The following is a 13,574-nucleotide window of genomic DNA, read 5'->3' as shown; positions in this document are numbered from 1 at the left end:
TTCATTATAGCATATTTGTATGACAGTTCGTAGAAGAAAAGGAAAGCGAAAGCGGCATTCCTCTACACAAAAACGCACCGTTAATTCTCAAAGTAAGTGCCGGATTAGCAGTAAAAGTAGCACTTACATGTAGAACCACCTTTTGCTAGACTTTAGATAGAGAAATCTTGCGCATGAAGGAGGTTGCATTCAAATGATTGTCAACAAAGGCAATAAAAGGTACAAACACCTTACCCAGGATGATCGAAGCATTCTCGAGATAATGTTACAAAACGCTACCACTTTCCAGACCATCGCCGCAGCACTTGGCAAAGATGCCTGCACGATCTCACGCGAAGTCCGTAAACATCGAACCCTTGTAGCCAATAGGTTCACTAATTACGATGAACAGAATAACGTCATTAATGAATCTTGCCCTAAGCTCGAAAGGCCGCCCTACGTTTGTAACGCCTGCAAGAAGCGCCACAGCTGTCGATTAAAGCGTTATCTTTACGTTTCACGCAAAGCACATGAGCAATACAGGAACATGCTTCGTGATTCACGTGAAGGCATTCCTTTGAATAAAGCTGAGTTTTACGACATGGATGCAAAGCTTTCTGCTGCCATCCAGAGCGGACAGCATATGTATCAAGCTCTTCAATCTACCGGTGTAGAAATAGCCGTATCCACCGCATACAAATACGCAGATAAAGGTTACTTCTCATTTACCAGCCTAGATCTTCCTAGAAAGGTGAAGTTTAAATCCCGCAAGAAGAAAAGAACGCCCTACATTCCACCTGCTGTCAAAAAAGGGCGCACTTACGCGGATTTCCTTCAATACATTGAAACTCACGAAATACCTAACTGGGTAGAGATGGATACCGTTATAGGCCGTCAGGGCGGAAAAGTCATTCTGACGCTGCTCTTTACCATCTGTAATTTCATGGTAGGCATTTTACTTGACTCCAAATCCGCACTTGCGGTTTCGCAGGAATTTAGACACCTTCATGAAAAATTTGCAGCAGCTCAAACTCCCTTTGACCAGCTATTCCCGCTGATCCTGACAGATAACGGCGGAGAATTTGCAAATATTCACTCTATAGAGTGCAACGCCGCTGGCACTAGAGAGACGCATCTGTTTTTCTGTGATGCAATGAAATCGTGCCAAAAGCCACGTGTTGAGAAAAACCATACGTTGCTGCGGGATATTTGCCCCAAAGGAACCAGCTTCGATCAAATGACACAGTCGCAGCTAAACATCATATTCTCGCACATGAACAGCACCGCCAGAAAGCAATACAACGGCAAAACGCCTTACCAGTTATTCTGCTTATATCACGGGAAAGAGATGGCTGATTTACTGGAAATACGCGAAGTTCCCGCTGACAAAGTTATCCAAAGCAAAAGATTGCTTAAGCTTCTGAATATTACGGGCTAAAACGCTATAAGGGAGTCTGTTTCACTGCCGCTCCATCCAGTGCAAGGCCTTTAGTCCTTGCACTGGATGGAGCGGCAGTGAAAAAACAAATTTCGGCAGCGAAATGTCAACTTGACCAAATGTATCACAAAGTTTTCACTGTTATTTTAAGAAAAAGAGCGTCAGGATTTCTCGAATTAACTGCATGCAATTTTACAGTATTTCTAAAAAAATCGATTTAGAAACGCTTCTTTGTGGTGCCCCAAAATAGCTTAAATAGGACAAAAAGCATTGAAAAAGTGCAGTTTTTAATCCCAGTTTCATTCAAAAAATGCAGAATTCCTCGATTTAATGCAAGGTCTAGTTAGACTTGCAGTCACTATGAGATTTTACGCACAAAAACGCACAGGCGGAAAAGCCTGTGCGTTTCTCTCTGTACTTCTCATTACAGATCACGAAGAACACGATATGTAGTTCCATTCTTTCGTTTCTTCTCTGCCACCTGCATCTGTACGCTGCTATCGAGTCGAATAATGTCACCCGTAGTAGGATTCACCCGATACACATCCGTCGTGACCTTCGTCCCCACCGTCTGATCGGTCAATTTCGTCCCCTTATTCTTATCCGGGCTGTAAATGGCGACCGCATAGTACAGCTGGTCTTTTTCCTTATAACCGACCATCGCCCAGCTGTCATTTTCGAGCGCACTGGAATCAATCTGGCTCACAAAGGGCGACAGACTGTCACTATCGATCAGCCCATTCGTCGTCGTAAACTCCGGGCCTTTTCTTTGATCGAAATAGTTTCCATTCGTTCCACCCATATAGTCGACAAATGACTGGAACCCAGCGCCCGTCTCTTTTTGGGTGAGTGCAAGAAGCGTATCCTGCAGCCACTTCATATGACGGTCATAGACCTTCTGCTCCGTATTCGGCTTTCCATCCTCATCACTTTTGCCTCCCGCTTGAAGAAGCTCTGCGGCGGAGCCAAAGATCCCGGGGATCCCGTCTCCGTAAGACCCCAAAAGGCCCCATCCGATCCCGACCACCAGAGCCAGCATGAGGGCATACTCCACAAAGTTGTTCCCCTTCTGTCCCATATCTCTTACCAGTCCTCTTTCTCGTATAATAAGTTCCAGAGTTTCATTTTCCCATCTTTTCAAGAGAGCTACAAGGAGATAATAAGAGGCGGAGACTCACCCACCCCAACGCAAGAAAAGGAGGGAAGCAAGAAGCAGACTTTTCACATCCTACATCATGACAAAAAGTGCAATCATCAGGATCGCCACAAAGAGACAATAGAAGAACTTCCCCCAGAACGCCTGCCGATTCTGCTTTGTCGAGACCTCGAAGCCGCAATGCGGGCAATACTTCAGCCCCACGACATCCGGCACCGGACCACGGCAATGCGGACACACCTCGCAGTGCCCCGCCGCATACTGCGCGCGCTCCTCCGCCGTCAGCTCCGGCAGGATCTCCACCGGCGTATCCAACAGCCGGCACCCACACGCCGGGCAGAAACGGAGCATATTCCCCTCATACACCCGCCTGCACCCTCGGCAGCGCACCGCATCCTCCGGCAGCGGCTGCTCCAGCACCTGATGACACGCCGGACATCGATCCCAGCGCTTCCGCATCCCATGCCCGCAGTACGGACACTTTGCAAGATGCGGCCACGACGCCTCCCGGCTCCCCGCCTCCGGCGCATGCGAAGGCTTTGAAAGCGACGTATAAGAGATCCCCGTCCCCGGGATCCCCACTGTCGTCCGGACACCATTCTGTCCGAACGTGATATGCGCCCCTCGCCGTCCGATCGACGTCGAGACCCCGCGCTTTCCGACATTCAGCGTCACTCCCGGCATGATCTTGATCCGCCGCTGAAAACGAAAACCCATTTCTTCTGCCTTCTTTCTCCTGTTGTCTCATACATAAGATAAAAACCGTGCTGTTTTGTCTCATTCATAAGACAATATAGCACGGTTTCTGTCTCATCGACAAGACGGTTTTATAAACTCATTCTAACGAAACAGCTAGCCTTCGTCATTCTGCCAGTTTTTCTTTCAGCGCCATGAGGCTGGCGTCTGCATGCTCAAGATCGATGAAATCTACTTTCCCTCTACGTTCATGCGATACAGGCGGTCCAGCTCATTCATCAAGCGATCCTGCAGCGTCGTGTTATCACCATCTGCATCCGCGACCATCTGCCTAAGCTTCTCAAAGCCTCTTTCCGAACACTGCTCTGCATAGTCTATACACTTGTCAAAGTCGGTAAAATCATTGATATTTTCTTCATTCACATCCTCTGCCCCCAGACGCAGCGCCTGGATCAGAGCCTGGTCCCTGGTATCAAATGTCTTAAAGAGAATCCAGCCCGTCTTTTTGGTTGGCAGCTTTTTCGGTTCGTCCATGCCAAGTGCCATGGTGAGAAAAAAGATTTCCTTATTCGGCGTCGCTTCGAGATCGAGGATATTCCCATGGGTATTGATGTAGTCCCTATTTTCGTCCGCAATATACGCTCTATCTGCCATTATCGATCCACTCCTTCTACTACACTTTCATCTTTAGACAGGTTCAGATGCCGCACGGTTGCTTTCTTATCATACATTTCTGCCACTGCGGGAGAATATTCATCTGGCGTAAAGAGCATGATGATCTGCTTCTCTTTCGCGATATTCAGGAGCGCTTTAGCCATGCGTACTCTGTTTTCATCCGATACGCGGCCTAAGGGAGAGTCGATGACGAGCGGACAGTTCTTCCCAGAAACCTGATGTACGGAAAGCGTGAAAGCGTATGCCAGTGCCATGGCTTCTGTAGCACCAGTTGAATTCGTCATGATATGCCCCTGCATGTTATAAACTTCGACATTATATTGATCATCGATGGAGATGCTTCCGAAAGTATTCTCTTTCCAGATCATAGAGCGGAATGTCTTCCATGTCTGTTCCTGCATTTCCTTCTTGGTTTCATTGACGATCGCATCTCTGACCCTTGTGAAACCATCGCCAATTTTCTTTAATACATTCAGTTCTTCTCTCTGCTTTCCCTGAATCGCTGATTGCTTCTCATACACAGACAGCTCCTTATCCAGTTTGGCGATTTCTGCACTTTTGACTGCGATCATCGCTTTATGGCCTGCGATTTCTTTATTATAGTTGTTGATTTCCCCCTTTGCCTGGTCACGTTCTTTATTCCACAAAGCTACGTTCGCCGTTCCCGCATCGCCACCATAAGCGTCCAGTTTGCGGTTATTCTCTTCCAGCTGCGCCTTATTTTCTGCCTTCCGCTTTTGGGTAGCAATGACCCTGTTGCGCCAGGCATCACGCTGAGTCATATACTCCCGTGCTCTATCGAGATAGACCTCCAGCGGCGATATCATGCAGCTTAAAAAATTGGAGGTGGCGGAGGAAATTTTATTTTCCTTCAAAATTTCTTCCAAATGAAGAATGGCTTCTTCCGTCAGATGACTATGGCAAAGCGGGCAGGGCTGCTCTTTATGGTGCAGCAATTCCAAAATCTGATTTCTATCAATGCTTGGCGGCAGTTTTCCCGCTTCTTTTTTAGCCGAGATGTAGCGATAGATTCTCTTCAGTCTGGGGTACATCGTGAGCAATACCAGGTATTCTTTGATAATGGTCGTTTGTTCTGCTTTGTTCTTAGCGTCTTCCTGTTCCAGCGCCTTTTCTTCTCTCTCCAGACGCTTCTTTTCCCTCTGTAATGGCTCTACTTCACGAAATCCCATCAGCTTATTATCATAGGAATTTTCTCGCTGCTTGGCTTCTTCCAGTTTTCTATTCGCTCGTTCGATTTCTTTCGTCGTGGCAGCGATCCAATCTTCCTTCTCTGTTTTCTCCGAAAAAAGATTGGCGTAGTCCGGTAATTTCTTGCCAATCGCTCGATTCAACGCCACCTTTTTATTGTTCGTCGCATTGATCGTATTTTCCAAAAGATTGACCTGTGCAATATTATAAATCGACTCTTTCAGCGGCGTAGCGAAGAAATCCTTCAATTTTTCCCCATCAAAGAAGTAGAAATTATAAATGGCTTCATCGAAGTACTGTTTCACCAGAATGCCTGCATTTTCTTCGCTAAGCGTTTTGGTATTGGAATTATCATGCGGGGTGACCGTCGCCATGAAAGAAGGAGCACTGCCAGTGACGGCGCCATTGCTGTGCTTCATGAAAAATGCTTTTCTGGTAAGTTCGATGACATCTTGGGACTCATTGGTAAAGCGGAACGACACAGAAACTGGCACGCGTTCTTCCACCTTCGCCTTGTCTAGGACTGAGCTGTTCACAAGCGGCAGGCTCCGTGCTTCCGTTTTTGCATTCGATTCACGCGGATTCTCTTTCCCATAGAGGCACCATGTGATCGCCTTCAGCACCGTCGTCTTCCCGGTACCATTCTGCGCGATGATGGCAAAGAGCTGGGTATCAGCCTTCTCCGATTTTTTGAAATTGATTTCACACGTCCCATACTGGCGATAATTTACAAATGACAGTCGATCGATCTGAATGCCCATCACGCCTCCCCTCCTTTTTTATTCTGCTTATCCAGATACTCCTGAATCTTTTTATCATAAGCTTTTTTGCTTCCTCGGCTCTGCGCTTCCAGGATATCCAGCATCAGATCTTTCATATTCCGATTCACATCGAGCGCTTCGATCTGGTCTTTAATTCTCTTGCTGATACTCATTTAAATCCACACCTTTTCCCTTGAACAACTGGTATACATCCATATAGTTATCGGCATTCTGCGCAATCAGCGCGACGCGCTTTTCTTCATTCTTTAAGAGCGGAAGATCCTGATCGCCCAAAACGATGAAATCATAGATTTCCGACATCTGTTTCCCTGGTGCCGGTCGAATGACACGTCCGACACGCTGGATGTACTCTCTAGGATTCGTACTGCTCGCTAGGATGATCGCCACGCGGGCAGTCGTGATATCAATGCCTTCATCCATACACTTGATGCCGAGGACGACCTGCAGGCTGTGAGCGGCAAACCCTTTCAAAATTTCCTGCCGTTCTGTCAGGCCCGTCTCTCTATCCGTCTTGCTGGCGGAGATCTCTTCCGTGATTTTTGCCCGCGTGATTTTCTTCTCGGCCAGCATCTGCATGCAACCATCCATCTGCACATTCGATGTGAAGAGAAGCGTATCCTGGATCGAGTCTGGATCCATACTGTCCAGCAGTCCATCCAGCACCGCCATCTTTTCTTCTGCATTTTTGACGATATCGGCACGTTTTTCATACAGATTGTCTAGTACCTTTTTCTCTTTCTGGTACGATTTATGTTGTTTTTTCAGCTTCTCGATCGTAAAGACAAGCGGCCTAATTTTTCGCTGCAGCTTTTCCCACTTCTGCTTTTCTTCCTCAGACAAATGGACAAAGAGCGGGTGATAGACGTAAGGATTCAGGAATGGCTTCTGGGTGATTTCATTTTTCGTATGCAGGGCATCCCAAAGACCGAATTCGAATGACTGATTTCCAAAATAGTCCCGGATGAGCTGCGTACCTTCTTCATCAAAGAGACGTTCCGGCGTCGCTGAAAGACCGATGCGCTGCTCATAGCAGGGCAGAAGCGCCTTCTGCTGCTTATTCGAGCCGATCCCATGGACTTCATCACAGATGAAAAGAATCGGCGTATCTCCTTTATACTTTGTAATGAGCTCTATAAATTTATCAGAGGAAGCCGTGGCATGTGTGGTGTACACGATGGCATTCGTGTATTCCCAAAATGTCAAGAGCATGCTCTCAAGTTCTTTCTTCCACTTCGGGTTCGTCCCATCCGCGATAAGACTATAATCAAAGGAGACCCCCACCTTCTCCATATCCGCCTGCCATTGGCGCGAGAGGGTATTTTGCGGTGTCGCGACAATCGTAAGAAAAGGCTTTTTCTCTTTCATTTTTTCATAGATGCAGCCGATGGCCGTCCGCGTCTTCCCTGTCCCTGTCGCCATTTCCATAAGGAGCCGGCCCTGATTCTTTTTCCATTTCTGCACGGCTTCTCTCTGGTGCTGGAAGAGTCCGATCGGGTCTTTTTCACCCGGTTTCTTGTATCGCTTCATACAGTCAAGATCGAATGGATCTTTCGGCTTGATCTTGACGATCTTTTCTCGGACGGCTTCCGGGATATCATAAACCGTCGCGATGGACGCCTTTCGATTGCTCCAGTAGTCCTCGAATTTCTTTTTATCCGCATCCACATAGACCTGCTGTCCCAACTCCCAAGAGCGGAAGACTTTGAATTCTTCGATATTTTCCAGCCATGCCTGCGCCGTTTCATTGATGGAGCCGGAGAAGGAGATCATGTCTCCCCTCTCATCGATCATAATACCGACTTTCTGATGAAAGAGGCTGGTCGGTGAATTGTTGCATACGACGATCTTGATTTCCAGAAATCCCTGATCCAGCAGGTAGGCAAGGAGCTTCAGATGATCATCGGCCGCCTCATCGAGCTTCAACTCCTGAAACAGATCCGCGTGCTCATCAAGCGGCTGGTGTTTCTGAATGATTTCGAAGTCCTTGCGAGAAAGCTGCGGAGAAACGAGAAGGTACATATGCCCGTGATTCTGGCAGAGCCCCTCAATACCTTCCGCGGCTACTGTCAAAGCAGTCGAGCTGAAAAAGCCCGCAATGCGGTAGTACCGCTTCGTCGCTTTCAAGACCGGAATATAGAATTTTTCCAGCAGATGTTCCTTGCTGCTTTCTGTCTCATAGCAGGACTCCAGATATAAATCTCTCAGCCCCATGGCTACACCTCCCAATCGATATGCTGTAAAAGCTGTTCTTTCTTCGTACCTTTCAAAACAAATTCCATCAGTTCCCGCACATTACCACGCCTCCTCACCGCTGTGCTTTGGGAAACGCAGGCGACCGTATCCGCATACCGCACCTTGCCTTTCGCGGCCTTGTGAATGAGGCAGTGCAGATAAGCATTACGAAGCAGCAGTTTTCTTAAAATCTCCGATTTTTCCGGAAAAGGTATCGGTATCAGGTACTTTCCCAAAGACGTCAGATGCACCATCTTAGGCCGCGTATCCGTGATGGATACAAGGCTGAAAAGTGCGGCCGTTTTTGACTGGTTCTCCCCATATTTCTTCTTGGCTATCTGCGTGGCACACTGCATCAGCTGATAGCCGAGAGCATCAAAAGAGAGCCCATCGTCTGCAAATTCCAACAACTCGGGGACGCGAATGATGGAGCGCTCGAGACTACTGAACATGGGAATATCCGCCACACTAAATTCCTTTTTCGGAGACAGACGGCAAATGCAGTCCACCAGTCTTTCGATAGACACTTTGGACAGCACTCGGCATGCTTTCTCTTCCTCTGGCCCTGTGCCGGACAGGAAAACCTGATTCACATATTCTTTCTCAGACAGAAACGCATACAGGTACTTAGCGTTCTCCAGATTTCTTCCCCACTCCTCGAAAAAATCCATAGGAATCAGCTCCCTCAGTCAGAATAGTCGGAGTACTTCATATCAAAAAATTCTTCTGCCAGCGTCGGATGTCTCATTTCGAAATCCTTCAGCGCCTGCATGGCCGAGCAATAACCTGGCGTCTTCTTCATCGCCTGATTGGCCTTGCAAAATTCTCTGAAACTCATCTTTTTGAAAATATTCGGTTGGTTACACCAACGAGCAATCGCCACATACATCGCATGAAGCGGCGAATTCTTCCAAGGCGCTTCATTCTTATTCTGATAGCGCATGATATAGGGCAGGCAGTGATACTGCATCAGAAGCTCAATACGCCGGAAGGTATCTCGGATATCCTTCCAATCGGTGGATGCAAATCCCACCAGCACGTAGAATTTCACGCTCCGCCCCTTCTTGTACGGCTTCATGATCTCCAGTTTTGCATGAATCAGGTCATAGTCGCTAATGTTATCAAAGGCAAACGTAAAATCCCCATCATAGTTCGATGTGAAAAGTGCCTTCGCTATGTCTGGCGTCAGAAGACGTTCATCCATTCCCTGCTTGAACTTGAATCGTTTCCTTGTTGCGACCAATTCTCCCAGAAGCGGCCGCCAGTCAAGATATCCAAAGAAATTATCATCCAGAAGGCAGATCTTCTTGCGATCCCGATCTAAAAATTCCGTCAAATGGCTATGACGGAATACCCTGTTATATTTTTGATTCACGCAGAAGCCGCAGTGCCGGAAGCACCCACGGGTCAAGTACCCTATGCTGTACTCCAGGTACTCCTTGAACTGCACCAGAAACCGGCTGCGATGAAATTCACGGCCTTCACTTTCTGCCTTTTTCTTCGCCTGCTCTACCTTCTCCTCGATCCAGTTGTCGTAAAGATGGTAGTCAGGCATGCAATGCTCGATGACATCAGGCAGATTGGGAGCACGATCAAAAAAGAAACCTGTGCCGCCTACGTTGACAGGTATCTTTCCATTGATTTTATATCCCACAGTTTTCTCCAGCCACTTCTCGACAGGCAGCGCTCCGGCGTCTGGCCGCCCCACACGAATCAGAAGCTCTTTCGGCTGCGACACATGTTGCAGCCATTCCGGAACGGGGGTATCTGTGAAGACTTTGGCGATAAACACACGGTCAAATTCTTCCAGATGTTCATAGTCCGTTTTTAAAACAACATTTTCCGGCGGCAATTTCACCACCTGCTTGTAGTAGCCGGAAATCTTTTCGCAGACCAGATTCGGAAAACGATGCCTTCGCCGCCCGAGGAGGTCTGCATCTATCACTGCTATTTTCATTTCTTTCTCACGCTTTAATACAATACTTTCTCGCAGAATGTATCATCATTCGATTCTACGATTTCCTTCACTTTGAATGGAGAGAATTCGATCCCATAGGTATCCTCGATGATGCCGGAAATTTCTGAAGTCGTCAGCAAATTTTCCGAACCATTGACGATTTCCTCGACGAGTTCCGCCATGCTGAGTTTCCGCTGCATCTGTCTCTTGCGCAGCAAATGTCCCGAGCCATACTTCTGGCTATTGAAGCTCTCATAGTCAGCTGCCAAAAGTGATCCATAGAACCAGTCACCCCATCCCTCTTCCTGCCACGGAAGATCAAAACCTGCTGCTCGCAAGGATCTGATACTGAAGCATTTCCCATTTTCTATAAAGTGATACACCTTCTCACAGAATTCATGGATAGCTTCTTGCGTAATTCCATGTTTTTCTAAATACCGGCTATTGCAGAATACCCCCGGCTCAGTCTCTACGACCTTAAAATCTTTGGCAAGACCTAGCCAGACTGCTGAAAACATGGAAGATACCGCATATTCAGGATGATCTCGAAGATCCAGTATTTCATTTTCTACAAACAGCTTTTTGAAGAAATCTTTTACACTGCTATAGGTATCACGGATCACATATTTCCGATGCGAGATGAAACCCATCTGCCTTACAGCCGCCGGATCGATATCCCATACATTTCCCTCTGGGTATTCTTCCAAGTACGTATCGAGGATATCCTGCATCAGATAAAAATCCTCCGGCAGGCGTTTCTTCATGCGCTCCACCTTATCCTCAGGAAGAAATGTCTCCGGGATATGAAACATCCCCGTACCAGGGTCAAAATACTCTTTGCAGGTTTCGCCCCAGCCATTCGCCATTGCAGCATTTTGAGGAACACCATACGCTTCTTCTATCGCGCATCCCAGATCCATGTAAGAAATATAACCATGTTCCTGAATGATATCCACGACCTGTTTTTTACGATCTGTATGACCAATCTTCAGCGTTGGCATTCTGCCAAAAGTCATTCGATGTGCATCATCCAGATAGTCATTGTAATGACCATGCGCCCAGAGCTTTTTCAAAAGATTGTGCAGTTCATACTCGTCTCTGATATCATACCGCCCCATGATTTCTGGGTAGTCACGGAAAAACTTGCGGCTGGATATTTCAACATTGCTATATGCGGTCAGCTGCAGCGTATCCAGCAAATCCTGATAGTCCATCGATAGAATGTCATAATAGCGAACCTGTCGATGGCAGCTCACCAATACCTTCATTTCCGAGAAATAATGTTCTATGTATCTCACATTCAGGGAAAAGCGCGGATTCTCACGCGAAACGGAAAGACTATCCAAAAGCCGCAGGTAATCTTCCAGTAATGCACCCGAAGGTTTTGCATCCTGGCAATATCTTTTGATGGCAAAACGGATGAGGGATTGGCGATTCTTCATCACATGCTTTCCGTCGATGAGAAAATACGGATCGATCGCTTTCAGCCGCGCGTCCGCCCTTTCCCGTATTTTCGCATCCAGTATCTGATCATGCATCACGGCACGCAAAGCCTGCAGACGCTGTCCCGCATCCACATCTTTTTCCTTCACCCGCTGCTCATCCAAGTAAAGCGAGATAAAATGGCACGTCTCTTCTGCAAGCTGGAAAATGTATTGAAAATCGTCATCCGTCAGTCCGACATATTTCTGCTTGTAGAAAGCGAAGTATCCTTCCCGTACGGGCGGGAGCTTCGAGAAAATCTTCTTCTGGATCTGGCGCACGCGTTCGCGTGTCACCCCCACTTGCCCTGCCACCTCTTCCAGCGACAGTCCCGACAAACGAAGTTTCAACACCTTGGCATTCCGCTCCCGGCAAACCGAGGGAAGTACCGTTTCCAGTGAAGGATAGACACAGTAGTAGCGCTTGCCTTGCTTCCAGATGAGCTGCTGCTTTTCCATGGAGTCCAAAAGCGCCACAAAAGCAGTTTCATCAAAAATCCTATGTGGAAAATCTGTCGAAAGCGTCTCAAAAGACGCGCCTTCATATTTTTCGTGGACAAGAAGACGAAGCACATAGTTTTGTGCCGCTTTCCGTATTGTCTCATCCTGCCAGATGCCTTCCGCTAAGGGGATATCCTGCGCCTCTGCCTGCTTTGCAACCCTCATCATATGCTCATAGGTGACCATGAGCATATCCGCGAAGTCTTCCATCGCCTCCGCTTCCTCACGCAACTGGTCTTTCGAGATGTCGCGGTTCCTTTTCTCACGTTCTGCTTTCGCCGTCGCTCTTGCCGCCTGGCGATACACTTCGATTTCCTTCACAAGATGTGCGAGACTGTTCGTCCCCAATGCAGACATCTCCGCCCACTTTTCCTTCGGATAATGCAGCACTTCCCCCAGCGTCTGAAAGCCGGCACTCGCAAGTACCCTATCCATACGCGTACCAAAGTGTACCCGCCCGATAGGCATATCGTATGAAATCGCCTCATCTGCCAGCTCTATGGTAGATTTCGGCCCCTGCGATGGTTTTTGATTCGGATCGATCCTGCTATATCGTCTCAATATATCCCGTAGCTCGCATAGCGATTTGGCTCCCATCCCTTTCATGAGCTCCCACTCCGTGGTCGGATACGAAAGCATATCGCGAATGGTCTTCACATGGTGTCGCATGAGTAGATTCTCCAAGCGAGTCGATACATGCAAGTCTAAAATAGAATCATCTAATGCAAGCAGCGGCGCACTTTCTGCGCTCTCGTAAGGAATCATTTCCTTCTTTGCCGCCACTGTCTTCGGCTCTTCCATCGCAGGAGTTTCCACCTTCGCAGCGACTTCCACCTTTGCTGGCTTTACGGACTCCTCCTTTTTAGCAGCCGATCCCTCGATCTCCTTCAGGGGAATGGCTTTCCCCCGCCCCCGTCTTCCGCCTTGCTCCATTTCCAGATTTCTCAGTTCATCCACTGTGATATTTTGATGGGCAGCACGCAGATAGCGATCATAGTCCGTGGGCTGGGACTGATACATTTTTACGGCTTTCATGATCGCTTGCGGCAATGCCCCAGGCAGGCCTCGTCTTCCTGCCGTCATCTGGCTCTCGACCTTCCCCAGCTGGTAGTTGATATCCGCAACAGAGCCAAATACGCCGTGATAGGGCTTCCCCTGCCCTGCGCGCTTCCGTAGCAGCTGAGACAACTGAATGATTTCTGCACTTCTCTTTTGCGGGTGCTTTCGCGCACGCTCATACGTTTCCATGAGAAGAACAGCCGAATAAATATTCCACGTATTATATTTCATACCAAACACCTAAAAAAAAGAGGAAACGAAAGCCATGTCCCCATAGCTTCTCGTTTCCTCTGATTTTGCACGACAAAAATATTGTTTACCTTTACGGAAGAGGCTGGTTTACCCCCCCAATAAAAAATGCCCCAAAAAGAGTGTGCCTTCACAACGTTTACTTTCTTTCATCACGACA

At 47.8% G+C, this 13,574-nt stretch carries 10 protein-coding genes; 1 reads left to right on the top strand and 9 read right to left on the bottom strand.

Features of this window, described 5'->3' with window-relative positions; all coding sequences use genetic code 11:
• The first annotated feature begins 193 nt into the window (after window positions 1–193).
• Window positions 194–1,417, top strand: coding sequence for an IS30 family transposase (locus tag ACGG9R_RS02715; RefSeq protein WP_390151147.1), 1,224 nt, complete (start codon window positions 194–196; stop codon window positions 1,415–1,417).
• 424 nt (window positions 1,418–1,841) lie between these two features.
• On the opposite strand, the gene ACGG9R_RS02710 is transcribed toward ACGG9R_RS02715, so the two are convergent.
• From ACGG9R_RS02710 to ACGG9R_RS02670, 9 genes are all read right to left on the bottom strand, one after another.
• Window positions 1,842–2,495, bottom strand: a complete 654-nt coding sequence (locus ACGG9R_RS02710) for a Flp family type IVb pilin (RefSeq protein ID WP_022105413.1) — start codon at window positions 2,493–2,495, stop codon at window positions 1,842–1,844.
• Window positions 2,496–2,645: 150 nt separating this feature from the next.
• Window positions 2,646–3,290, bottom strand: a complete 645-nt coding sequence (locus ACGG9R_RS02705) for a DUF4236 domain-containing protein (protein WP_390151144.1) — start codon at window positions 3,288–3,290, stop codon at window positions 2,646–2,648.
• A gap of 210 nt (window positions 3,291–3,500) precedes the next feature.
• A complete protein-coding gene (locus ACGG9R_RS02700) occupies window positions 3,501–3,923 on the bottom strand; it encodes a hypothetical protein (protein ID WP_390151141.1) in 423 nt (140 codons plus the stop codon).
• Complete coding sequence (locus ACGG9R_RS02695) at window positions 3,923–5,914, bottom strand: AAA family ATPase (protein WP_390155049.1); 1,992 nt, start codon at window positions 5,912–5,914, stop codon at window positions 3,923–3,925. The genes ACGG9R_RS02700 and ACGG9R_RS02695 overlap by 1 nt, the downstream gene beginning before the upstream one ends.
• Window positions 5,914–6,087, bottom strand: a complete 174-nt coding sequence (locus tag ACGG9R_RS02690; RefSeq protein WP_022105409.1) for a hypothetical protein — start codon at window positions 6,085–6,087, stop codon at window positions 5,914–5,916. The genes ACGG9R_RS02695 and ACGG9R_RS02690 overlap by 1 nt, the downstream gene beginning before the upstream one ends.
• Entirely contained in the window at window positions 6,065–8,146 is a 2,082-nt protein-coding gene (locus ACGG9R_RS02685; RefSeq protein ID WP_390151138.1) for a DEAD/DEAH box helicase family protein, read from the bottom strand. Before ACGG9R_RS02685 ends, ACGG9R_RS02690 begins: the two co-directional genes overlap by 23 nt.
• Window positions 8,147–8,148: 2 nt before the next feature.
• Window positions 8,149–8,838, bottom strand: a complete 690-nt coding sequence (locus ACGG9R_RS02680) for a hypothetical protein (protein ID WP_390151135.1) — start codon at window positions 8,836–8,838, stop codon at window positions 8,149–8,151.
• A 14-nt stretch (window positions 8,839–8,852) separates the two neighbouring features.
• The gene (locus ACGG9R_RS02675; RefSeq protein WP_390151133.1) at window positions 8,853–10,124 is read right to left on the bottom strand and encodes a hypothetical protein; all 1,272 of its coding nucleotides are present in this window, start codon (window positions 10,122–10,124) and stop codon (window positions 8,853–8,855) included.
• A gap of 14 nt (window positions 10,125–10,138) precedes the next feature.
• Complete coding sequence (locus ACGG9R_RS02670; RefSeq protein ID WP_390151130.1) at window positions 10,139–13,396, bottom strand: DNA-directed RNA polymerase subunit alpha C-terminal domain-containing protein; 3,258 nt, start codon at window positions 13,394–13,396, stop codon at window positions 10,139–10,141.
• Window positions 13,397–13,574 lie beyond the last annotated feature (178 nt).

The sequence above is a fragment of the Dialister sp. i34-0019-2H8 genome, from assembly GCF_042846925.1.
Lineage (GTDB): Bacteria > Bacillota > Negativicutes > Veillonellales > Dialisteraceae > Dialister.
Note: the sequence above shows the minus strand (reverse complement) of the source record. Positions and strands in the feature narration are given on the sequence as shown.